The organism is Arthrobacter sp. Y3221157, assembly GCF_059089865.1.
Genome location: NZ_JBNHFD010000011.1, coordinates 1 through 21,088, shown reverse-complemented (window position 1 = coordinate 21,088; position 21,088 = coordinate 1). Strand labels below are relative to the sequence as shown.

Here is a 21,088-nt window from a genome sequence, read left to right as displayed (position 1 = left end):
GTGGCGTCATTGCGGCGGCAAGCTAATGCGCGGACGATGGAGCCATGGGCAGAAACCGCGGCCGGCTGGGCCGGCGATCGAAGGTCATCCTGGCGGTTCTGGCAGTCGGGGCTTTGGTGGTGGGGCTTGTCGTGTTCAAGCCGTGGCTGCTTTTCGTGGACGTGCGGGTGGACGAGCAACTTCCGTTTGTGGCCAGCCAGACCACCCCGCCACAGCCTTCGCCCTCCGGCGTTCCAGGCGGGGACGCCACCCAATCCCAGGCTCCTCCGGCGGCGCCTGCCGGGCCACGGCAACTGGCCGTGGGCACGCTCATCAGTCACGAACACACCACCACGGGCACTGTCCGGATCGTTGAACAGCCCGACGGCAAGAGGCTGCTGACCCTGGAGAACCTGGAGACGTCGAACGGCCCGGATGTCCACGTCTGGCTGAGCGCTGCCAAGGTAGTGGAGGGCACAGCCGGCTGGTTTACGGCAGGTTCCGCCGAGTACTACGACCTGGGCCTGATCAAGGGAAATCAAGGCAACCAGGTCTACGATATTCCTGCTGACGTTGATCTTGCACGGTACAAGTCAGTGGACCTCTGGTGCGTGCAGTTCAGCGTTTCCTTCGGCGCCGCTGACCTGGTCACCTGATGCCCCGGAAGCCTGTCTCTTCCAAGGCCCGGCATGCCTGAATCATAAAAAGCTGCCGGCCGCCGCGTCCCCCAAGGATCGCGACGGCCGGCATGGCGATTCAGTTGTAGCACAGGGAAGTCAATGCCCCCTTGTCAAGCGTGCTTCCCGCGTCATGATCTGACGCACAGCGCTTTAGGCCTTCGAACCACCCTCATCGGACGTGGTTCCCAGGTTTGTTGTTTCCGGGTGGGTGCTGTGCGCGGGGATGTGGTCCTCGCCGAGGTCGCCCGCATCGTTCAGGGTTCCGGACGTTCCGGCTGCACCGGTTGCCCCGGCCGCGCTGAGGTTTCCCGTCGCGCCCAGGTTGCCCGACGTTCCGGTGGTGCCGGAAGAAGTTCCGGTCCCCGTGGTTCCATAGCCGCCCGGGGTGGCCGCGCCTGTGGTGCCAGCGCCTGTTCCGGTGCCGGGTGTAACCGTGGAAGTGCCGGCGTCGGACGTTGCAGGCGTGCCGTCGCCCGAGGACCCGGAGGCACCGTCACGATGCATTGCAGAGCCAAGCACGGTCCCCGCCCGGCGTGCCGCCTCGGTCAGCTGGTCAGCCACTTCCGGTGCCTTTTCCTTGATGGCATCCGTGGCAACGTGAACCTTGTCCTGGACAGGCTTGCTGTCCCAGATTCCTGCGGCGCGTGCCTTGAGTTTGTCGTACGCAGCGCGCCCCGACCGGGATCCAAGGACGTACCCGGTGGCAATTCCGATACCCAAAAGAAGCTTGTTTTTCACGATGAACTCCTGCTCCGTGAGAAGGTTTTCTATTCCGGCCGGCCGGAAGGCCCATGGCCGGGAATATGAAAACCGGCCCGGGGGATTATGTCCCCGGGCCGGTTTCCTGGCTTGCGGGCTAGGTTAGCCGCGCACGCTGCGCTTGGTGATCATGCCGTAGACAAGCAGCACGATAAGAGCGCCGCCGATGGCCAGCAGCCACGTCTGCAGCGAGAAGAACTCCTGCAGCCCGGTGCCGAAGACCATGCCGCCGATCCAGCCGCCGAGGAGTGCTCCTACGACGCCCAGAACCAGGGTGATGAGCCAGCCGCCACCCTGTCGGCCCGGAAGGATCGCCTTAGCGATCGCACCAGCAATAAGTCCGAGAATCAGAAATGCAATAAATCCCATTTTTCGTTCCTCTTCCTAAGTAAAGGAGGCCTCCGGATCCCGGAAGCACTTCATCCTTCTGACTCAATAGTAATCATGCTTACTATCTTTTTGCCAACCCCGGAAGAGGGAAAAAGTGCATTTCAGGGCTGTTTTAGTGCCCTGTGACGTCTGAATCGTTACCAGCTCCGGGCCCCTCGTCCAGAATGGCCAATTCCGCTAGATCCTGCGGATCAAGGGCGAAATCGAAGATGTCCAGATTCTCCCTCATCCGGTCCGGATTCGCTGTTTTCGGAATCGTTACCAGTCCGTGTTGAATGTGCCACCGCAGCACCAGTTGGCCGGGCGTTTTGCCATGCTTTTCGGCTAGCTGCGTGAGGATGGGCGCGTCCAGCAGGGCCGCCCCGGACCCGCCCAGCGGACTGTAGGATTCGGTGACAATTCCGTGCTTCTGGTGGAACTCCCGCTCAGCGGCCCGGGTTACCGCCGGCGTCAGCTGGATCTGGTTGACGGCAGGAACCACGTCAGTTTCTGCCATCAACCGCTCCAAATGGGCAGGCTTGAAATTGGACACTCCTATGGAGCGCACCTTTCCTTCCGCCTGGAGCCGCTCAAACGTCTTCCACGTGGAGATGTACTCATCCCGCGCCGGCAGCGGCCAGTGGATCAGCAGGAGGTCCACGTAGTCCAGTCCCATCCGCTTCAGCGAACCCTCAAGCCCTTCCACCGCCCTGTCGTTCCCCTGGAACTGGCCGTCGAGCTTGGTGGTGATGAATAGCTCGCTCCGGTCCACGCCGCAGGCACGGATGCCGTTCCCCACCCCTTGCTCGTTGCCGTATTTCACGGCCGTATCGATGTGCCGGTATCCGGCTTCCACGGCCTGGACGACGGCGGCAGCGGCTTGATCGTCGTCCAGCGGCCAAGTGCCAAGACCTACCTGCGGGATGGAGTAGCCGTCATTGAGTTTGATCAGCGGTGCAAGTGTCATGAGAACAGTCTCTCCCGTCGGGCGCCGTCCTAGCTCCCAAAAGCCCGGAGAATGTTCCCGGCGTTGTAGTTCAGCACGGTCCGGGCGGTATCTGAAACCTTGTCCGGGCCCTTCTGCTGTGCAAGGAAGTCCACGAACCGCTCCAGCGTCCGCGCAGCCTTCTCCGGGTCGCCGTCCTCAACGGCCTTCGCTGCCTGCCGCACGTTTTCCGTGAGCTGGCTTGCCACCGGGCCGGCGACATCCTTCGACTCCGTCAAGTCCTCCAGTGCGTGCTGCAGTGCCTTCACGCTGCCCGGAAGCCAGGCGGCGCGCAGCGGCACATCACCAAACTCCATGTCGGAGGCGAGGTAGAAGTCGGTGTAGGAGGGCTGGTTGTAGCTGGTGTTCTGCCGGGCAACCTCTGCACGGTACTGCGGATCGTGCATCAGCGTGTACAGCTTGTGGTTGGTCACTTCGGTGCTGATGTACATTCGCAGGGCGGTGCTGTCCGCGGTCCGGACGAGCATCTCCTCCCGCCAGTCACCCACCACGTCCGCCACCAGGCTGGGTGTTCCCTTGGTGCCGTTGTTGGTGCGCGTTCCCTCCGCGGTCAGCAGCCGGCCGCGCTTCCAGTCATCAATGCTGGGGGTCTGGTCGCCGGAGCCGTTGATGATCTGCGTGGTCATGTCCGCTGCCCACTTGATGCTCATGTTGGTGCCGGGCTGGGACGTGGAGAGCTTGTCGCCGTCGGCGGACTGCATGCCGATGGCCCAGTTCTCGATGCCGGGCACGGCGGGGTCCACGTCGCCGATCATGCCCCGGCCGGTGTCCTTGCCCGAGTAGGCTCCGAACAGCACCTCCCCGGTGCCGGCATCCCGCATAGCGTAGCCGTAGGGTGCCCAGGTGCCGCCCTCGTGCACGGTGAAGATTTCCTTGCCGGGCCGGTGGGGGTCGATGTCCGTCACGTGCATGGCGTCGCCGTGGCCCAGCCGCGCCTCTTCGCCCGGCGTTGCGCTCCCCTGCGGCATGGTGTCGAACGAGCTGTACAGGACCGAGCCGTCGTCGTCGATCGTCGCGGAACCGTAGACGATCTCCTGCTTGCCGTCGCCGTCCACGTCCGAGGCGCTCAGCGAGTGGAAGCCCTGCGTGGTGAGTTTGCCGTACTGGGGGTCCGTGCCGTCGCGGCCGTGTGGGGAGTCATTGAACGGGTTGGTCATGGGCGCCCAGCCCGAGTCGAGGTTCCAGACCGGGGAGAGGTTGGTGCCGTCCCAGGTGTAGGTGGCCAGGGTGGTACGGGTGTAGTAGCCGCGGGCGAAGACCGCTGCGGGCTTCTGCCCGTCCAGGTACGCGACGCCGGCCAGGAACCGGTCCACGCGGTTGCCCGGCTCGATCCGGGCCATGGCGTAGTCGCCCCACATCAGGCCGTCGTCGTGCCGCCCCGGCTCGTAGGCCACCGTCTTCAGCTCCTTGCCGGTTGCGCCCTCGAAAACGGTGAGGTATTCCGGGCCGGAGAGGATGAAGCCCTCGAAGGCCCGCAGGTTGTTACGTCCGCTGCGGGAGGGTGCGTAAACGTCGATGAAGTAGTCGGCCAACGCCTTGGCATCGGATGTGGACAGCGGGTACTGGTACTTCGGCGCCATGCCGAAGGCTTCCTCGAGGGTGGCGGGCCAGTTGCCGGCCTTCACCTCTGGGTGCTCGCTCCAGCCCTGGAACATCTCCACCACGTGCTGGTAGTAGTCCGCAGCGCTCATCCGGTAGTCGTCCGTGTTGGCGTAGCCTGCTTCGATGTCCGACTGCAGGAGGGTGATGAACTGCTGGGACGCGACGCTGCCGTCCGCGTTGTAGTTGGCGCTCCTTGTCCCCGGCGCCGTCTTCATCATCATCTCTGCGCGTCCGTCGCCGTCGAAGTCGTTGACGAGCAGCTGCGTGTAGTGCGCGCCCGAGCGGATGTTGACGCCCAGGTCGATCCGGTGCAGGAGGGTGCCGTCCGCCTTGTAGGTGTCCACATAGGTGTTGCCGGTGTAACCCACCTGCGAGACGTCTTTGGAGTTGTTGGGGTCCCACTTCACGATGAACTCGTATTGGCCGTCACCGTCAACGTCGGCCACCGATGCGTCGTTGGCGGAGTAGGTGTAGGCCTGTCCGGCCGGGGTAATACCGTCGGCCGGCTTCTTCAGCGGAATGTCCTTGAAGTTTCCGCCCCAGGAGGTTGCGGTGGCGCTTTCGTCCAGTTCAACGCCTTCGACGACGGCGCGCACCTGGTACTTCGAGGCGGCGGTCCCGGAGGCGTCCAGGTAGTTGGTGCTGTCCGTGACCGTGGCCAGCTTCTGGCCGTCCCGGTACACGTTGAAGTCGGTGCCGGTGACGCCCGTGTCGGAAGAACCGGTGGCCTCGTGGCCCAGCAGCCGCCAGCTGAGGAAGACGCCCTCGGACGTGCCTGCGGCCACCAGTCCGCGGTCCAGGTGGTCCAACTGGACGGCCGGGTTGCCCGACTTGGGGGAGGGACCGACGGCGGAGGCCGGGGCTGCGATGCAGCCGAATGTCAGGGCCACGCCGAGGGCGCCGACGGACAGCAGGCGCAGGCTTGTCTTGGTGGGATTCATCGGTGAATCCTTTCAATTTTGTATCGGGAAAACGCTTCCCCAGTAACCTAGGGTAGGGGGAGGGAATAAAACAAGCCTTGAATTCACGTCCGAAGCACGCTATTTAGAACGTTGTAGAGATGGAGTGGGGCGCCCCCCTCGCGGAACAGATGCGGGGGGCGCCCGGTGTTCCTGGTGCGAGGAGTTGCCCGGTGTTCCTGGTGCCTGGTGCCTGGGGCGAGCGCTACGCGTGGCTATGCGCCGCTGCGCGCCCAGGCCGTGAGCTTGTCCGTGAGCTCCATGTAGGCCTGGTCCACCACCTGCAGTTCCGGGTGGGAGTCATGCCATTGCACGATTTCCCGGGCGGCGTCGGCGAAGGGAATCGTGGCCGTGTAGTTTGGGACGAGGGCCTTGATTTTGGTGTTGTCGAAGATGACTGAGTGGGAGCGGTCACCCAGCAGGTTGGCGCCGATCCCGGGGTTGTGTGTGGCGATGGTCTCCGATGCCACGTGGACAAGCTCCGGCTCCGCGATGCCCGCGGCCCTGGCGAAAAGCCGGTAGACCTGGTTCCAGGGCAGGTACTCGTCGGACGTGATGGTGTAGCTCTCACCCACCGCCTGGGGCAGGCCGAGAAGGCCGACGAAGGCCTGGGCGAAGTCCCGGCTGTGGGTCAGGGTCCAGAGCGAGGTGCCGTCCCCGTGCACCATGACGGGCAGGCCGGCGCGCATCCGGTGTATGTCCGTCCAGCCGCCCACCATGGCGATCTTGGTCCGGTCGTAGGTGTGGGAAGGATGGACCACTGTCAGTGGAAAATCGTCGTCCCGGTAGGCACGGAACAGCAGTTCTTCGCAGGCGATCTTGTCCCGGGAGTACTGCCAGAAGGGGTTTTTCAGCGGCGTGGACTCAAGGATCGGCAGCCGGGTAGGTGGTTTCTGATAGGCGGACGCGGAGCTGATGAAGACGTACTGTCCGGTCCTGCCCCGGAACAGGTCCAGGCCCGCCTGCGCCTGGTCCGGGGTGTAGGTGATGAAGTCGGCAATGGCGTCGAACTCCCGCCCGCCCAGCACCTCCCGGACGGCCTGTTGGTCCCGGATGTCCGCGTGCAGGATCTCCGCCCCCTCCGGGACCGGCCTGGTGGTCCTGCCCCGGTTGAGGATGGTGAGCCGGTGGCCCAGCCCGACGGCGCGTTCCGCTGCCGCGGTGCTGATTACCCCGGTGCCGCCGATGAACAGGATGCTCCGCGGCGCCACCGGCCCGGCTTCAGGATGTGGGATCACCACGCGTAATCCTCCGGGGCTGTCCGATGGCCCGGGAAGATGGCATCCAGTTGCTTCAGGGCGTCGGCATCCAGGGTGACGTCCAGCGCCCGAATGGCGGCATCCAGCTGCTCCTGGGTGCGCGGGCCCACGATCGGGGCCGTCACAGCCGGCTGGTGGAGGAGCCATGCCAGGGCGACGTCGCCGGGCTCGTGGGCCAGCTCATCGGCAAAGTCCTCGTACTGGCGGATCTGGTCTTCGTGCTTCTTCAGGGTTTCGGCCGCACGTCCCTCGGTGCGCCGGACGCCGTCGCGCTCCTTCTTCAGCACCCCGCCCAGGAGCCCGCCCTGGAGGGGTGACCACGGGATAAGCCCCAGCCCGTACTCCTGTGCGGCAGGGATGACCTCCAGCTCCACCTGCCGCATGAACAGGTTGTAGATGGATTGCTCGCTGACCAGGCCGGTGTAGTTCCGGCGCCGCGCGGCCTCCTGCGCTTGGGCAATATGCCAGCCGGCGAAGTTGCTGCTGCCGGAATAGAGGATCTTGCCCTGCTGGACTGCCACTTCAATGGCCTGCCAAATTTCGTCCCAGGGGGTATCCCGGTCGATGTGGTGGAACTGGTAGACGTCGATGTAATCCGTCTGCAGCCGCTTGAGGCTGGCGTCCAGGGCGCGGCGGATATTGAGGGCGGACAGCCTGGACTCATTCGGCCGGTCCGTCATGGTGCCGTAGAGCTTGGTGGCCAGCACCGTGTGTTCGCGGCGCTCGCCACCCTTGGCGAACCAGCGCCCGATGATCTCCTCGGTCCAGCCGCGGTGCCCCGTGCCGCCGTAGACGTTGGCGGTATCGAAGAAGTTGATGCCGTTCTCATGGGCGGAGTCCATGATGCTGTGGGCATCGGATTCCTCCGTCTGCGGCCCGAAGTTCATGGTGCCAAGGCAGAGGCGGGAGACCTTGAGGCCGGACCGGCCCAGATGGGTGTATTCCATGGAAAGTCCTTTCAGCGTTTGGCGGTTGCGCCGGCCGGAAAGCCGCTATAGCTGGGTGAAGGATGCGACGGCGGGATCGGAACCCTGGCGGGCGCCCGACTCGAGGGCGCTGATGGCGGAGAGTTCGTCGTTGGAGAGCGTGAGGGACGAGGCGGCGAAGTTTTCCCGTATGCGTCCGGGGTTCACGGACTTGGGGATGACGATGTTGCCGGCCGCCAGGTGCCAGGCGAGCACCACCTGGGCAGTGGTGGCGTTGTGGGCGTTGGCGATGGAGGTGACGGCGTTTCCGTTGAGGTCCGCGCCCCGTCCCAACGGACTGTACGCCTCCACCTCGATCCCCAGGCTCCGGCACTTCCCGGCGAGCTCTGCCTGCTGGTAGCTGGGATGGAGTTCGATCTGGTTGACGGCTGGGACGATTTCGGAGGACTCGAGCAGGGTGTCCAGGTGCTCGGAGAGGAAATTGGAGACGCCGATTGCCCGGATCTCTTTGTTCTCGTACAGCCGCTCCATCTCCTTCCAGGCCTGGACATAGAGGCCCTGCGACGGAACCGGCCAATGGATGAGGTAAAGGTCGATGTAGTCCAGGTCCAGCGCCTTGCGGCTGTTCTGGAAGGCCTCCTGGGCACGGCCCTGCTCGCCGTTGCGCAGCTTGGTGGTGATAAAGATGTCCTCGCGGGCGATGCCGGTGGCCGCAATGGCAGCGCCGACGCCTGCCTCGTTCTGGTAGGCGGCGGCAGTGTCGATATGGCGGTAGCCGGCCTCCAGTGCGTCCTCGACGGTCCGCTGCGTGTCTTCCGGCGGGACTTGGAATACGCCGAAGCCAAGCTGGGGGATGGTGACGCCGTTGTTCAGTGTCAGCTCTGACATTGGTGCTCCTTGCAGGTGCTGGTGCGAATGCTGGAAAGGGATGCCGTTTGCTCGACCAGAGAAAGCGGTTTCCGCTGGCTCTGGTCTGAGCCTATGCATTTTTCGCCCCCAAGTCAGCAGCTAAGGATGATTCTCTTTTTCCTAGGACTGCCAGTCCTACCTTCGTTGTAGAAGGCGCGGGGAACGCCGGGCACAATGGTCACCATGGGTCAAAGCGCCGAATTCGGAAAATTCCTCAAAGCCATGCGGTCACGGTTGAGTCCGGAAGTGGCCGGAGCCGGTTCCACTCCAGGGGCGCGAAGGGTTCCCGGGCTACGGCGTGAGGAAGTGGCGCGACTGGCCGGAGTCAGCACTGACTACTACGTCCGGCTGGAGCAGGGCCGCAACATCCACCCCTCACGGACGGTCCTCGACGCCGTTTCCCGGGCGCTGCAGCTGGACAGCAGCGAACACGAGCACATGCTGGATCTGTTGGAGAACTGTGCCGGAACACCCCGGACGTCCGGGGCCGCCGTGCAGGGCGTCCGGCCGGCGCTCCGGCACCTCCTCGAGGCTTTGGGGGACGTACCCGCCATGGTCCTGGGGCGGCGCAGCGACGTCCTGGCCGGGAACCGGATGGCGTTCCTGCTCTTCACTGATTTCCCAGCCCTTCCGGCCGCCGAGCGCAACCTCACCCGCTGGCTAATCCTCGATCCTGCGGCCCGGGAACTGTTCCGGGATTGGAAGACGGTGGCGGCGGAGGCAACGGGAGCACTCCGGCTGGACGTGGGGCGGCACCCCAACGATCCCCAGGCCAGCCAGCTGGTGGGCGAGCTCGCGGTGCACAGCGAGCATTTCCGGCACTGGTGGGCGGGACACCGGGTAGCGACGAGGGCGGCGGGAACCGTCCGGCTCCACCACCTGGCCGTGGGGGACCTGGAACTGAACTTTGAAAACCTCGCCTTGCCGGACGACCCCGACCAGACGCTGCGGGTCTATTCCGCCCGGCCCGGCTCGCCGGCGTCGGACTCGCTTGCCCTGCTGGGCAGCCTCGGTGCGCCCGGAGCGGGGCCGCAGCGGGAGGAAAGTGACGCCGTCGCGGCACCACGCGAGACGGGGGAAGGGTAGGGCCGCCGGGCGGCTGTACATTTGTCCAGAGCAGGGCGGCAATTCTGGCCAGGCGCCCATTGGTGGGGTGGGGTGCTGTTCCTAGGCTGGAGGAACAAGCTCTTCGCCCACCAAGGATGGTCTCAAAGATGAAACGCATCGCCCTGCTGAAGGAACGCCAGGCAGGTAACGCCGGCAACGCCTCGTCCACCGCCACCGGCTCGTACTGCCCGGTATCCGGATTGTGGAGCCCCGACCACGATCCCCACACCGTGCTGTCCTTCTTCGAAGGACATGTGTTCCCCGCGTTCGACGGCGTCCCGACGGTGTGGCGGCGGCGTCCTTCGGACATCGCCTCGGCCAACTAGGGCCACCTTAAACGCGGACTGGCCCGCAGCTGGCGCCTAAACCCATTGGTTTAAGTGCGCCGCTGCGGGCCAGTCGCGGGGTTTTAGTGTTCCTCGAGGCGGAAGCCGATCTTCATTGTGACCTGCCAGTCGGCGATCTTGCCTTCCTCCAAGTGTCCGCGGATCTCCTTCACCTCGAACCAGTCGAGGTTCCGCAGCGTTTGGGAGGCCTTGGCGATTCCGTTCCGGACGGCGTCGTCCACACCCTGATCCGACGTGCCGACAATTTCAGAAATGCTGTACGTGTGGTTGGACAACTTCGCTCCTCGTGATCATCGTTGCTCCCGGTTGCGGGCCGTTCTTGAAGACTAGTAGGACTTCCGGAGCCTTGACCAGCCCTTATCCGTATGTGCGGTCAGGGGCCATCACTGCGAACCTGACGCGAGAGTTTCTTCCGGATACGGACGTCCGGACTTCCAGCACATTGGCCCTTTGCAAGCTACGTGCTGCCCAGCACCAGGGTTTTCAGGTCGTCCAGAGTCTGCTGCCGGGACGGCCCAGCCCGGGGCCCGGCCGTCCCGCCGCAAGCCCATCCGCCCCTTCAACACCATCCGCAACAGGAGCAGAATGGTGCTGTGACCAGCGTCAGGATTCCGCAGGCCCGGTAATGGGCGGCACAATGAGGCACGCAAGGGGTTTCCGGCCGGTTTTGGCGGAGGGCCGCGACGCCGTCATCGACCTTGTGCGCTTCGTCTGCCTGGCCCTGGTGGTGGTGGGCCACTGCATGATGATGAGCCCTGTCTTGCATGCCGACGGCACGGTGACCACGCAAAACACGCTCGCCGAGCAGGACTGGTTTGTTCCGGTCATCTGGATCTTCATGGTCATGCCGCTGTTTTTCGTCACCGGCGGCATCACCGGCCTGCAGTCCTGGCGGCGGCTGAGCAAGGGTGGCGGAACGGCCTCCCAGTTTGTCCGGGCGAGGCTCCTGCGCCTGGTACGCCCCGCCACCGCGCTGCTGGTGGTGATGTTCGGAGGCCTGGGCGCGGCAGGGCTGCTGGGTGTGCATCCGCAGGTGCTCCAGCTGATGGCGACCGGCGCGGGGATGCCCCTGTGGTTCCTGGCCGCCTACCTTGCGGCCCAGCTGAACATCCCGCTCCTGGCCGCCCTGCAGCGCCGCGCCCCCTGGCTCACTTTCGGAGCGCTGTCTGCGCTGGTGGTAGCGGTTGACTGCCTCCGCGGGGCGCTTCCCGGTCTTGCGCACGCCAATCTGGTGTTCCTGTGGTGCGCCATCCAGCAGGTGGGGTTCCTTCTGGCCGACGGCCACTGGTCCCGGATGTCGCGTTCCGGGCTGCTTGCCCTTGCCGTGGGGGCCAACCTCGTCCTCGGTGCCGTGACGGGTGTGGGACTGTATCCGGGCAACATGCTGGTCAACCTCAACCCGCCCAACCTCTGCCTGCTCCTGCTGGGCATCTCGCAGGCGGCCCTCCTTGAGCTGGCGCGGCCGGTGCTGGTCCCGGTGTGCTCGGTGCGGTGGGTCAGCAGGCTCATGATGGTCGCGGGAAGCCGCTCCCTCACGGTGTATCTGTGGCACCTTCCCCTGCTGGTCGGAATGTCAGGGCTGCTGCTCCTCACTCCGTTGCCCAAACCCGCTTCAGGCACGGCGGAGTGGTGGTGGGCAAGGCCCCTGGTCCTCTTGGCGCTGATCCTCCTGCTGGGAGCCGCCGTGCTGGCCTTTGGCCGCCTGGAGGAACGTCCGACGACGGTTCCCGGCACCCGCTGCCGGCCCGCCCGGGTGGCGGCCGCCGTCCTCGTGGTCTTCCTTCCGGTCGGGGCCGCGGCCTTCAGCGGCCTCTCGCTGGGACTGCTGGGTTCTGGCGCAGCCTGCTTCGCCGCTGCCCTAATGCTGTTGCTCTGGCATTGCCAGCGGGGTGAAGTAGTGCCAGTGTCGAACCATGACCGAGAACACGATGTCCACCGAGGATAGGTTCACCCCCGACGTCACCCTGCGGCGCAACGATGCGCAGCAGCGCTACGAGCTGCTGGTGGGGGGCAATTTGGCCGTGCAGTCGTTCTTCCGGGACCTGCCCGGCCACATCGACTTCACCCACACCGAAACCAGCCAGGACTTCGAGGGGCGCGGCTTGGGCAAGGTGCTGGCCCACTTTGCGCTGGACGACGTCGTGGCCACCGGTAAACGCATCATTCCGCACTGCCCGTTCATTTCCGGCTACCTGCGCAAGCACGAGGGCTACGAACAGTTTGTTGACTGGCCGGAGGGGTAGCCGCATGGCTGCATCCTGAAGAGCCCCACCGCCCACGCCGTTATGGTTCCACTGCACCGGGTACTTGACCGGTAGCAAAGGCCGTAAAAGCAAGGCGTAAGGACACCATGGCTCATCCGGAAGCATTGTTCGATGTTGCAGTCATAGGCGGGGGACCGGCCGGGCTGAGCGCGGGCGTTGCCCTCGCCAGGGCCCTGCGCTCTGTGGTGGTGATCGACGCCGGCGAACAGCGGAACCTGACGGCAGCCGGGGTGCACGGTTTCCTGAGCCGTGAAGGCATGAGCCCGCAGGACCTGGTGTCTGCGGGCCGGGACGAGCTGGCACGGTTCGGCGGGACCGCCCGCCGGGGATTCGTAGTGTCGGCACGCCGTCAGGGCGGAAATTTTGTCCTCTCGCTCCGGGAAGGCGCAACCCTGACTGCCCGCAGGCTCTTGATCGCCTCCGGGATCACTGACGAGTTGCCTGCAATTCCCGGGCTGGCAGAACGCTGGGGGCGGGATGTCCTGTACTGCCCCTACTGCCACGGCTGGGAGATTCGGGATCAGCGGATTGGCGTCTTGGCGGCGGACTCCAATTCTGTCCCGGAGGCGCTGACCTTCCGGCAATGGAGCCAGGACGTAACCCTCTTCCTGAACGGCGCGCTTACGCTCAGCCCTGAGGAGCAGGAACAGTTGCGTGCCCGTTCCGTCCGGGTAGTTGACGGCATAGTAAGTGGACTGGATGTCCAGGCAGACAAACTCGCCGGGCTGACTCTTAACGACGGGAGTGTACGGCCGCTGGACGTGCTGGCTGTCAGTCCGGCAACCGTAAGCAAGGCGAACATGCTCCAGCGCCTGGGGCTGGAACCCTGCGGGCTGGACGAGGGGGAAGGCAGCCGCCTGCAGGCGGACGATTCAGGACTGACCTCCTGTCCCGGAGTGTGGGCTGCCGGCAATGCCACGGATGTTTCAGCGCAGGTGATGACGGCGGCGGCTGCCGGGTTGCGTGCCGCTTCTGCCATCAATGCGGACCTGGTGCTGGCGGATACGCGGCAAGCCGTGGCGGCGGCGCGGGCCTACAGCCACTAAAGACGGGCGCGGCTCCAGCCGCGGTGCTTAGCTGGCGAGGGCCTGCGGGGTGACCACGAGGCTGGCGGCAGGGTCATCCATCGTGAAACCACAGGCGCAGCGGTAGCTCACTACCGTGTCACTGCCGGCGGCCATGCCGACCGGAACGATACCGGTCCCGTCCACATGGACGGGCTGGTGGACGGGAAGCTCGGCGGGATCGATCCGCTGCATGGGCATGCGGCAGTGCATGCGCGAGTTGAGTGTGACCAGCAGCCCCATATCCAGCGTCTGGGTCGTTTCCGCGGGAGATGCTTCTCCCGCTGGGCGTTCCCCAAACGCCGTCAACTGATCTTCGGTAGCGGTGGCCATCATGTTCATCCTTGGGCTTCTTCACGAGGCCCCCAGCGTGGGCAGCCCCGCCGCGAACTGCTTGCGGAGGTTCATTTACAACCATTACCTAAGCATGCTTACTAATAAACGGGCAAATCCGTTGTGGCCAGCGACACATGCCAGGGAGGTCGCTTTCCTGCCCCGAGCCTTTCAGGAGCTGCTCCCTACGCCCGCTTGCGCTGCCACTGCAGCGCGTGCCAGAGCAGCAGACTGATGAGCGCTGCAATCCCGGCGAAGACCGCATAGGGCGTAAAGGTAAACACCAGGAACTGCGCCGGCATCCCGCCGCTGCCGGGGCCCAGGAAGATTTCCGCGTTGGCGAAAATCCATGTTCCGCCGCCAATGAGCACGGCAGTGAGGAGCCAGAGGGCGGCAATGAAGGGGTTGAAGGCAAACGTGCTGCCGCCCTCCGGGTTCCGGGCTGCCTGTTCGTTGTCCTCAGGAATGGGAGTCCCGTCCCGGTCCACTTCCCGAAACCCGATCGCGTGCGCAGGTACCTGTTCCATTGTTCCCCCAGATCGAAACGCAGCGTTCAGTGCTGCTGGTAAGTCCACCCTAGCCGCGCCGGCAGCCGCCGCGCGCCGTGGCGGCTTTCGGTCGGCGGGTGGGGCATTGTGCTTCACCTCCTGCGCCACGCGCCAGTCAATGACGCTGGAGAGGCCCCAAAGCCCCCGGATTTCGCGGCAGTAGAGAAATAGAGCACAAAAGTTTGATTAAAAGGGTTACCTAAGTAACGCTTACCTCTGTAATTCCCCAGCTCCTGACCGAAGGAAGACGAGTGTCGCTGATGCCCCGCCTTGACGAGTTACCCGTGGATGACCACCGCAGCAGTGGTGTGGACACAAAACCCGAGCCGCCGGGGCAGGACTTTGGCTCCCGGGTGGAACTCGCGCTGGGGGCAACCAACCATCTGTTCAACGCACGGAACTCGCCGCGCTACGTGGCGCAGGTTCTGCAGGGCGTTAACGCAGTGGCAACCAAGCTGGAGCGCACCACCAAACCATTCACCGGCGTCGGGCCTTCGGAAATGAAGGCCCGCGTGGGCGCCGTGGACCTGGATGCCCCACTGCCGGACACCGCGGCCGCGCTCCAGGAACTCGAATCCGTCTACCTCCGGGACGCCATCTACTTCCACGACGCCAAGTACGCCGCCCACCTCAACTGCCCAGTGGTGATTCCCGCCCTGGTGGGCGAGGCCATCCTGTCCGCGGTGAACTCTTCACTGGACACGTGGGACCAGAGCGCGGGCGCCACCATGATCGAACGCCGCCTTATCGACTGGACGGCGGAGCGACTGCACCTGGGTGACAACGCGGACGGCATCTTCACCTCCGGGGGCAGCCAGTCCAACCTCCAGGCGCTGCTGATCGCGCGGAACCACGCCGTGGCGGGGCTCCGGCAGGATCCCGCCCGCAGCGGCCTCCGCCTCCCTGCCCTGCTGGATACCCTGCGGATCTTCACCTCGGCGGACAGCCACTTCAGCATCCAGAAGTCGGCCTCCATGCTGGGCCTCGGCTTCGACGCCGTCATCAGCATCCCCTGCACCGCGGACCACAGGATGGACCCTGCGGCCCTCGCCGAGGCCATGGCGGAAGCAAGCCGCGCGGGCCTGACCGCCATGGCGGTAGTGGCCACTGCAGGGACCACGGACTTCGGCGCGGTGGACCCGCTCGCAGACCTCGCCGCCCTCGCCAAGGCCTACGGCGCCTGGTTCCACATCGACGCCGCGTACGGCGGCGGACTCATGGTGTCCGGGCGCTACCGGCACCTGCTGGACGGCACCCGCCTCGCGGATTCTGTCACCGTGGACTTCCACAAGACCTTCTTCCAGCCGGTCAGCTCCAGCGCCCTCCTGGTCCGCGAGTCCGCCATGCTGCGCCACATCACCTACTACGCCGACTATCTGAACCCGGAGAGCGCTGCCCTGGCCGACATCCCCAACCAGGTGGACAAGAGCATCCAGACCACCCGCCGGTTCGACGCGCTCAAGCTGTGGCTCACCCTGCGGATCATGGGTGCGGACGCCGTCGGGGCATTGTTCGACGAGGCGATCGACCTCGCCGCCCGAGTGGGCTCCCTCCTCGAGGTCGACGACGACTTCGAGCTCGCTGCAGCGCCGCAGCTCAGCACCCTGGTGTTCCGCTACCGCCCGGTGCTGGGCAGCGGGGAACGCCTGTCCGAGGACGCCGCCGACGCCATCAACCCCGCCATCCGCGCCGCCGTGTTCGCATCCGGCCAGGCAGTTGTTGCCGGCACCAAAGTGGGGGGCCGGCACTACCTGAAATTCACACTCCTCAACGCCGAGGCAACGCTCGAGGACATCGCCGAGATCATCGGCCTCCTCCGCACCACCGGCGCCGGACTGCTGCAGAGCGAGGTATCCGCATGAGCACCCAGGACAGCCGCAGGATCTACGACTTTGCCGCCATCGGCGTCGGGCCCTTCAACCTGGGCCTCGCCGCCCTCACCGAGCCTGTGGAAGGGGTGGAGGGCATCTTCCTGGAGCAGCGCGAGTCCTTTGACTGGCACCCCGGGATGATGCTGGAGCCCGCCCACCTCCAAGTACCCTTCATGGCGGACCTCGTCACCATGGCGGACCCCACCTCGCCCTATTCGTTCCTGAACTTCCTGAAGCAGACGGGCCGGCTGTACCGCTTCTACATCCGGGAAAACTTCTACCCCCTGCGCGCCGAGTACAACCAGTACTGCCAGTGGGTGGCGGGCCAGCTGGCTTCCGTCCGTTTTGGCACGGCTGTGCTGGATACGGCGTACGACGGCGGTCTGTACCGCCTGGCCGTCTCCGGTCCCGATGGGCCTGAGGTACTTTACGCCCGGCGGCTGGTGCTGGGAACCGGCACCTCCCCTTACGTGCCGGAAGCGGGTGCCGGCATCGTTGCAGGCGCTGCGGCCGGGAGCGGGGGAGTGGCCTTCCACAATGCCGACTACCTGGCCCGGAAAGCCGAGCTCCAGCAGCAGCGCAGCATCACCATCCTGGGCAGCGGCCAGAGTGCCGCCGAGATCTATTACGAGCTCCTGCAGGAAGCCGACGTCCACGGCTACCAGCTGAACTGGGTGACCCGCTCCGGCCGGTTCTTCCCGCTGGAGTACACCAAGCTGACCCTGGAGATGACCTCGCCCGAGTACGTGGACTACTTCCACGGACTGCCACAGGAGCGCAGGGACCACCTCAACAAGACGCAGAAGAACCTCTACAAGGGGATCAACTCGGACCTGATCGATGCGATCTACGACCTGCTCTACGCCAAGAGCATGTCCGGCATTGTCAATAGCCAGCTGCTGACCCATTCCACACTGACCGGGGCGCAGTGGGACCCGGTCGCCGGCACCCACACCCTGCAGTTCCGCCACGGCGAACAGGGCACCTCCTACACGCTGGACAGTGAAGCCGTGGTGTTTGCCACCGGCTACGGCTACCGGGAGCCGGCGTTCCTGGCCGGTGTGCAGGACCGGATAGCCCGGGACAGCGCCGGCAGGTTCGCGGTGGACCGGAACTACAGCACCGGCGTCGAGCCGGGCGAGATCTTCGTCCAGAACGCCGAACTCCACACCCACGGCTTCGTCACCCCGGACCTGGGCATGGGTGCCTACCGCAACTCCTGCATCCTGCGGGAGATCACCGGCCGCGAGGTGTACCAGGTGGAGCGCAGCATCGCGTTCCAGCAGTTCGGTTCCCCGGCCGCCGCTGGCGCGCCCGCCGCACCGGCTACCACCGGAGCGGAGGTGCCGGCATGAGGTTCACGTTCCGCTGCCTTGACGCCAAGGCCGACGCGCCGCTCCTGCACAGCTGGGTGACCCAGCCCTACGCCTCCTTCTGGGGAATGCTGTCCGCCAGCGAGGAGGACGTGGTGGCGGAATACGCCAAAATCCAGTCCAGCGGCCACCACCACGCGATTCTGGGGCTCGACGGCGGCGTCCCCGCCTTCCTGATGGAGGAGTACCTTCCGGCGTCCTCGCCGCTGACCGGCCTCTACGCAGTCCAGCCCGGCGACGTGGGCATGCACCTGCTGGTTGCCCCGCCGTCGGGAAACCCCGAATCCGGCTACACCACGGCGGTGATGGATGCCGTCCTTGGCCGGCTGTTTGACCGGCCGGAGGTGGAGCGCGTGGTGGTGGAACCGGATGCCCGGAACACCAAGATCCACGCCCTCAACGAACGGCTCGGGTTCCAGTCTGCCGGGGTGGTCACCCTGCCGGACAAGGAAGCCCTGCTCAGCTTCTGCACCCGCGCCGACTACCTTGCCGCCAGGGCCGCACTAGACACTCTTTCCACGCCAGTCCCGCAGGGAGCATCACTGTGACAGTCCACTTCGACACCTTCGCACCCCCCCGCCGCGGCACCCCCGGCGCCGGCACCATGAACGCCGCCCCGCACCTGGACGCGGAGCGCTGGAGCAGGGCCAACCGGCACCTGCTGCGCAAGGCGCTCGCCGAGTTCTCGCACGAGCGGATCCTCACGCCCGAACCGGTGGACGGCGAGCCCGGCAGCTACCGCCTCCACAGCGGCGACGGGCTCCACGAGTACCGGTTCACCGCCCGCGTCCTGGAGTTGGAACACTGGGCCATCGATGCCGCGTCCATCCGCTACTTCCAAGGCGGCACGGAAGCGCCGCTGGACGTACTGGGGTTCATCACGGCGTTCCACGAGACCTTGGGGATCAACATCCAGATGCTCCCCGTCTACCTGGAGGAAATCAGCAGCACCCTGGCAAGCCACGCGTACAAGCAGTGGGCCGGCCAGCCGTCTGCCGCAGAACTCGCGGCCGGCGTGACCGGCGGCCAAGACACCGCCGCCGACTTCCAGGCGATCGAGCGGAGCATGACCGAGGGCCACCCCTGCTTTGTGGCCAACAACGGCCGGCTGGGTTTTGGCATCAGCGACTACCACGCCTTCGCCCCGGAAACCGGGGCGGCGGTTCAGCTGGAGTGGATCGCCGTGCACCGCAGCCACGCCGTCTTCACCTCGAGCGCCGGGCTGGACTACCGGACCCACATGTACGCCGAGCTCGGCCCGCTGGCGGCCGACTTCACCAGCGAACTGCAGCTCCAGGGCCTCGATCCGGAGCAGTACTTCTTCATGCCTGTCCACCCCTGGCAGTGGGAGAACAAGCTGACCGTCACGTTCGCGGCCGAAATTGCCAGCCAGCGCATCGTCTACCTGGGGTCGGGCTCAGACCAGTACCAGGCCCAGCAGTCCATCCGGACGTTCTTCAACACCAGTGTTCCGGCCCGGAACTACGTCAAAACTGCCATGTCCGTGCTGAACATGGGCTTCATGCGCGGGCTGTCACCGCAGTACATGAAGGCCACTCCGGCCATCAACGACTGGCTGCGGAACCTGATCGAGGCGGACGGCGCCCTGCAGGAGCGGGGCTTCACCATGATCGGCGAGATCGCTGCCCTGGGTTACCACAATGGTTACTACGAGGCCGGTTCGGCCAACGGGTCGCCTTACCGGAAAATGCTGTCCGCGCTGTGGCGTGAAAGCCCGCTGCCCCTGCTCCGGGACGGGCAGCAGCTGGCCACGATGGCTTCGCTCCTGCACGTTGATGCGCAGGGCCTGCCAATGGTGTCCGCACTGATTGAACGCTCCGGGCTAGCCCCCGCGGACTGGCTGCGCCGCTACTTCGACGCGTACCTGGTGCCGCTGGTGCACTGCCTGTACAGGTACGAGCTGGCGTTCATGCCGCACGGCGAAAATGTCATCCTGGTCCTCCAGGACGGGGTGCCGGTGCGGGCCATCATGAAGGACATCGCCGAGGAAATCGTGGTGATGGGGGACCGTCTGGACCTTCCCGAAGAGGTGTCCCGGATCAAGGCCGCCATCCCGGACGGCGAAAAGGTCCTGGCCATCTTCACGGACATTTTCGACTGCATCTTCCGGTTCATGGCGGCGCTGCTGGAGGACGACGGGACGCTGGGCCAGGAGGAGTTCTGGCGGACGGCTGCCGCGGCCGTGAAGGAGTACCAGGAGCAGCATCCGGAGCTCGCGGACCAGTTTGCCCGCCACAACCTCTTCGCTGCGGACTTCGAGCTGTCCTGCCTGAACCGGCTCCAGCTCAGGAACAACCAGCAGATGCTGGACCTCACGGACCCGTCCGGCGGACTGCAGATGGCCGGACGCCTGGCCAACCCACTGGCCCGCTTTGCCTGAGGACGCCCTGGGAAGAAGGCCGCCTGGGGGCCGATTGGGGGCGGGTCCAGGATGGCCCGGCATATAGCTAGGCTTGCAGCATGACGGCTAAAACCTCCGGAACCACAGCACTCATCACCGGGGCCAGCGCGGGCCTGGGCGCCGAGTTCGCACGCCAGCTCGCCGCCCAGGGCACCAACCTGGTCCTGGTGGCGCGGAACCGTGCCCGCCTTGAGGAAGCCGCGGCGGACCTGGAACGGCGCTACGGAATTACGGCTGAGGTGCTCCCCGCCGACCTCACGGACGACGCAGGGGTGGCCGCCGTCGTCGCACGCCTCTCCGATCCGGAGCGGCCGGTAGGCCTCCTGGTCAACAACGCCGGGATCGGGCTGCTGCACAACTTCGAGGACAATCGCATCCTGGAGGAGAAAAAGCACCTGAAACTGCACGGCGAAACCGCCATGGTGCTGACGCATGCCGCACTGAAAGGCATGCTGGAACGCCGCAGCGGCAGGATCATCAACGTGGCAAGCATCGCCGCGTTCCTGCCGCGCGGCACCTACTCCGCGGCGAAGGCATGGCTGGTGAGCTTCAGCCGCTGGGCTAACCTGGCGTACCGCAAGCAGGGCATCAGGGTAACTGCCGTCTGCCCCGGGTTCACCCACACGGAATTCCACGACCGGATGGGCATGGACAAGTCGGTGGCCCCCTCCTGGGCCTGGCTGCACGCGGACCGCGTGGTGCGCGAGGCCCTGGCGGACAACGAACGCGGCAGGGCCGTGTCCATCCCGTCCAAGCGGTACAAGCTGGTGGCCGCGGTGGCGCGGGTGGCGCCGGCGAAGCTAGTGGCGGGACCTGCGCGGAAGCCGAAGTAGGGGCGGAAGCCGGACGAGCGGGCCCCGCCCCAGCAGGGCGGCGAAACTCCGCGTTCCGGCCCGGCGCACCGTAACCACCACCAGAATTCCCACCAGCGCGCCCACCAGGGTCTCCGCGCCGCGTTCCAGGATCAGGAGCGCGGGGTCCATGGGGGCCGCGAGCTGGGTCATCAGCAGGATGACGGGCGTGAAGGACACCATGGCGAAGCCGTAGTGGCGGGCCATGAACAGCTCGGTGGTGAACTGGAACAGGATCACCAGCAGGGCCAGCAGGATGGCCTGCTGCCGGGGGAACAATCCGGTAAGTGTCCAGGGCTCCGGGAGAATCACGACGGCGGCGACCGCCAGCCCCACGAACGTCCCCACAATCCGGTGGATGCCGCGGCGGACACTGCTGGGGAGGTCTGCACCCGCGAGCGGCACGGCGGCCGCCGCCATCGCCCAGTGCGGGTGGCCGCTGCCGCTGAAGACGCCGATG

General features: G+C 65.7%; 22 protein-coding genes. 11 read left to right on the top strand and 11 right to left on the bottom strand.

All coding sequences use genetic code 11. From position 1 onward, the window contains the following. Nucleotides 1–44: 44 nt before the first annotated feature. Nucleotides 45–635 carry a DM13 domain-containing protein gene (locus tag AC5RTT_RS05410; RefSeq protein ID WP_494144333.1) on the top strand — a complete coding sequence of 197 codons (591 nt, stop codon included), beginning with the start codon at nt 45–47 and terminating at the stop codon, nt 633–635. Nucleotides 636–809: 174 nt separating this feature from the next. On the opposite strand, the gene AC5RTT_RS05405 is transcribed toward AC5RTT_RS05410, so the two are convergent. From AC5RTT_RS05405 to AC5RTT_RS05375, 7 genes are all read right to left on the bottom strand, one after another. Next, nucleotides 810–1,397: a hypothetical protein gene (locus AC5RTT_RS05405; RefSeq protein ID WP_494144332.1), complete on the bottom strand. Its 588-nt coding sequence runs from the start codon at nt 1,395–1,397 to the stop codon at nt 810–812. 123 nt (nt 1,398–1,520) lie between these two features. Then, entirely contained in the window at nt 1,521–1,787 is a 267-nt protein-coding gene (locus AC5RTT_RS05400) for a GlsB/YeaQ/YmgE family stress response membrane protein (RefSeq protein WP_494011769.1), read from the bottom strand. Between the two features lie 133 nt (nt 1,788–1,920). Beyond that, complete coding sequence (locus tag AC5RTT_RS05395; RefSeq protein WP_494144331.1) at nt 1,921–2,754, bottom strand: aldo/keto reductase; 834 nt, start codon at nt 2,752–2,754, stop codon at nt 1,921–1,923. Nucleotides 2,755–2,783: 29 nt separating this feature from the next. Further along, nucleotides 2,784–5,336, bottom strand: a complete 2,553-nt coding sequence (locus tag AC5RTT_RS05390; RefSeq protein ID WP_494144330.1) for a rhamnogalacturonan lyase — start codon at nt 5,334–5,336, stop codon at nt 2,784–2,786. Between the two features lie 233 nt (nt 5,337–5,569). After that, nucleotides 5,570–6,592, bottom strand: coding sequence for an SDR family oxidoreductase (locus tag AC5RTT_RS05385; RefSeq protein ID WP_494144371.1), 1,023 nt, complete (start codon nt 6,590–6,592; stop codon nt 5,570–5,572). Next, nucleotides 6,589–7,560 (bottom strand): aldo/keto reductase, encoded by a 972-nt coding sequence (locus AC5RTT_RS05380; RefSeq protein WP_494144329.1) that lies wholly within the window; start codon nt 7,558–7,560, stop codon nt 6,589–6,591. The genes AC5RTT_RS05385 and AC5RTT_RS05380 overlap by 4 nt, the downstream gene beginning before the upstream one ends. A 45-nt stretch (nt 7,561–7,605) precedes the next feature. Next, on the bottom strand, nt 7,606–8,427 hold the full coding sequence (locus AC5RTT_RS05375; protein ID WP_494144328.1) for an aldo/keto reductase: 822 nt from the start codon (nt 8,425–8,427) through the stop codon (nt 7,606–7,608). Nucleotides 8,428–8,631: 204 nt separating this feature from the next. Here AC5RTT_RS05375 and AC5RTT_RS05370 point away from each other — a divergent pair, with 204 nt between their 5' ends. Further along, nucleotides 8,632–9,534 carry a helix-turn-helix domain-containing protein gene (locus tag AC5RTT_RS05370; protein ID WP_494144327.1) on the top strand — a complete coding sequence of 301 codons (903 nt, stop codon included), beginning with the start codon at nt 8,632–8,634 and terminating at the stop codon, nt 9,532–9,534. A gap of 128 nt (nt 9,535–9,662) precedes the next feature. Next, nucleotides 9,663–9,881: a hypothetical protein gene (locus AC5RTT_RS05365; protein ID WP_494144326.1), complete on the top strand. Its 219-nt coding sequence runs from the start codon at nt 9,663–9,665 to the stop codon at nt 9,879–9,881. 83 nt (nt 9,882–9,964) lie between these two features. On the opposite strand, the gene AC5RTT_RS05360 is transcribed toward AC5RTT_RS05365, so the two are convergent. After that, the gene (locus AC5RTT_RS05360) at nt 9,965–10,177 is read right to left on the bottom strand and encodes a dodecin (protein WP_009357757.1); all 213 of its coding nucleotides are present in this window, start codon (nt 10,175–10,177) and stop codon (nt 9,965–9,967) included. A gap of 362 nt (nt 10,178–10,539) precedes the next feature. Here AC5RTT_RS05360 and AC5RTT_RS05355 point away from each other — a divergent pair, with 362 nt between their 5' ends. The 3 genes from AC5RTT_RS05355 (at nt 10,540) to AC5RTT_RS05345 (ending at nt 13,212) form a co-directional block, all read left to right on the top strand. Then, nucleotides 10,540–11,847: an acyltransferase family protein gene (locus AC5RTT_RS05355; RefSeq protein WP_494144325.1), complete on the top strand. Its 1,308-nt coding sequence runs from the start codon at nt 10,540–10,542 to the stop codon at nt 11,845–11,847. Next, nucleotides 11,816–12,145, top strand: coding sequence for a GNAT family N-acetyltransferase (locus AC5RTT_RS05350; protein ID WP_494144324.1), 330 nt, complete (start codon nt 11,816–11,818; stop codon nt 12,143–12,145). Before AC5RTT_RS05355 ends, AC5RTT_RS05350 begins: the two co-directional genes overlap by 32 nt. A 107-nt stretch (nt 12,146–12,252) precedes the next feature. Next, on the top strand, nt 12,253–13,212 hold the full coding sequence (locus AC5RTT_RS05345; protein WP_494144323.1) for an NAD(P)/FAD-dependent oxidoreductase: 960 nt from the start codon (nt 12,253–12,255) through the stop codon (nt 13,210–13,212). Between the two features lie 27 nt (nt 13,213–13,239). Here the strand turns inward: AC5RTT_RS05345 and AC5RTT_RS05340 are convergent, their stop codons facing one another. Continuing rightward, the gene (locus tag AC5RTT_RS05340) at nt 13,240–13,566 is read right to left on the bottom strand and encodes a hypothetical protein (RefSeq protein WP_494144322.1); all 327 of its coding nucleotides are present in this window, start codon (nt 13,564–13,566) and stop codon (nt 13,240–13,242) included. 182 nt (nt 13,567–13,748) lie between these two features. After that, on the bottom strand, nt 13,749–14,090 hold the full coding sequence (locus AC5RTT_RS05335; protein WP_494144321.1) for a hypothetical protein: 342 nt from the start codon (nt 14,088–14,090) through the stop codon (nt 13,749–13,751). Between the two features lie 281 nt (nt 14,091–14,371). Here AC5RTT_RS05335 and AC5RTT_RS05330 point away from each other — a divergent pair, with 281 nt between their 5' ends. From AC5RTT_RS05330 to AC5RTT_RS05310, 5 genes are all read left to right on the top strand, one after another. Continuing rightward, entirely contained in the window at nt 14,372–15,973 is a 1,602-nt protein-coding gene (locus AC5RTT_RS05330; protein WP_494144370.1) for a pyridoxal phosphate-dependent decarboxylase family protein, read from the top strand. Continuing rightward, a complete protein-coding gene (locus AC5RTT_RS05325) occupies nt 15,970–17,337 on the top strand; it encodes a lysine N(6)-hydroxylase/L-ornithine N(5)-oxygenase family protein (protein WP_494144320.1) in 1,368 nt (455 codons plus the stop codon). The genes AC5RTT_RS05330 and AC5RTT_RS05325 overlap by 4 nt, the downstream gene beginning before the upstream one ends. Continuing rightward, nucleotides 17,334–17,903: a GNAT family N-acetyltransferase gene (locus AC5RTT_RS05320; RefSeq protein ID WP_494144319.1), complete on the top strand. Its 570-nt coding sequence runs from the start codon at nt 17,334–17,336 to the stop codon at nt 17,901–17,903. Before AC5RTT_RS05325 ends, AC5RTT_RS05320 begins: the two co-directional genes overlap by 4 nt. A 56-nt stretch (nt 17,904–17,959) precedes the next feature. Next, nucleotides 17,960–19,756, top strand: a complete 1,797-nt coding sequence (locus tag AC5RTT_RS05315; RefSeq protein ID WP_494144369.1) for an IucA/IucC family protein — start codon at nt 17,960–17,962, stop codon at nt 19,754–19,756. 80 nt (nt 19,757–19,836) lie between these two features. After that, a complete protein-coding gene (locus tag AC5RTT_RS05310; RefSeq protein ID WP_494144318.1) occupies nt 19,837–20,610 on the top strand; it encodes an SDR family NAD(P)-dependent oxidoreductase in 774 nt (257 codons plus the stop codon). On the opposite strand, the gene AC5RTT_RS05305 is transcribed toward AC5RTT_RS05310, so the two are convergent. Beyond that, nucleotides 20,578–21,088: FUSC family protein (locus tag AC5RTT_RS05305; RefSeq protein ID WP_494144317.1), on the bottom strand; the 511-nt coding region annotated here is incomplete at its 5' end. The genes AC5RTT_RS05310 and AC5RTT_RS05305 overlap by 33 nt on opposite strands.

Bases quoted from the DNA above. Each gene is read 5' to 3' on its own strand.
- AC5RTT_RS05345 (WP_494144323.1), top strand. From the start codon at position 12,253: ATGGCTCATCCGGAAGCATTGTTCGATGTTGCAGTCATAGGCGGGGGA.
- AC5RTT_RS05320 (WP_494144319.1), top strand. From the start codon at position 17,334: ATGAGGTTCACGTTCCGCTGCCTTGACGCCAAGGCCGACGCGCCGCTC.
- AC5RTT_RS05330 (WP_494144370.1), top strand. From the start codon at position 14,372: ATGCCCCGCCTTGACGAGTTACCCGTGGATGACCACCGCAGCAGTGGT.
- AC5RTT_RS05335 (WP_494144321.1), bottom strand. From the start codon at position 14,090: ATGGAACAGGTACCTGCGCACGCGATCGGGTTTCGGGAAGTGGACCGG.
- AC5RTT_RS05325 (WP_494144320.1), top strand. From the start codon at position 15,970: ATGAGCACCCAGGACAGCCGCAGGATCTACGACTTTGCCGCCATCGGC.
- AC5RTT_RS05350 (WP_494144324.1), top strand. From the start codon at position 11,816: ATGACCGAGAACACGATGTCCACCGAGGATAGGTTCACCCCCGACGTC.
- AC5RTT_RS05390 (WP_494144330.1), bottom strand. From the start codon at position 5,336: ATGAATCCCACCAAGACAAGCCTGCGCCTGCTGTCCGTCGGCGCCCTC.
- AC5RTT_RS05375 (WP_494144328.1), bottom strand. From the start codon at position 8,427: ATGTCAGAGCTGACACTGAACAACGGCGTCACCATCCCCCAGCTTGGC.
- AC5RTT_RS05370 (WP_494144327.1), top strand. From the start codon at position 8,632: ATGGGTCAAAGCGCCGAATTCGGAAAATTCCTCAAAGCCATGCGGTCA.
- AC5RTT_RS05395 (WP_494144331.1), bottom strand. From the start codon at position 2,754: ATGACACTTGCACCGCTGATCAAACTCAATGACGGCTACTCCATCCCG.
- AC5RTT_RS05380 (WP_494144329.1), bottom strand. From the start codon at position 7,560: ATGGAATACACCCATCTGGGCCGGTCCGGCCTCAAGGTCTCCCGCCTC.
- AC5RTT_RS05340 (WP_494144322.1), bottom strand. From the start codon at position 13,566: ATGATGGCCACCGCTACCGAAGATCAGTTGACGGCGTTTGGGGAACGC.
- AC5RTT_RS05400 (WP_494011769.1), bottom strand. From the start codon at position 1,787: ATGGGATTTATTGCATTTCTGATTCTCGGACTTATTGCTGGTGCGATC.
- AC5RTT_RS05310 (WP_494144318.1), top strand. From the start codon at position 19,837: ATGACGGCTAAAACCTCCGGAACCACAGCACTCATCACCGGGGCCAGC.
- AC5RTT_RS05315 (WP_494144369.1), top strand. From the start codon at position 17,960: ATGAACGCCGCCCCGCACCTGGACGCGGAGCGCTGGAGCAGGGCCAAC.
- AC5RTT_RS05365 (WP_494144326.1), top strand. From the start codon at position 9,663: ATGAAACGCATCGCCCTGCTGAAGGAACGCCAGGCAGGTAACGCCGGC.
- AC5RTT_RS05355 (WP_494144325.1), top strand. From the start codon at position 10,540: ATGAGGCACGCAAGGGGTTTCCGGCCGGTTTTGGCGGAGGGCCGCGAC.
- AC5RTT_RS05410 (WP_494144333.1), top strand. From the start codon at position 45: ATGGGCAGAAACCGCGGCCGGCTGGGCCGGCGATCGAAGGTCATCCTG.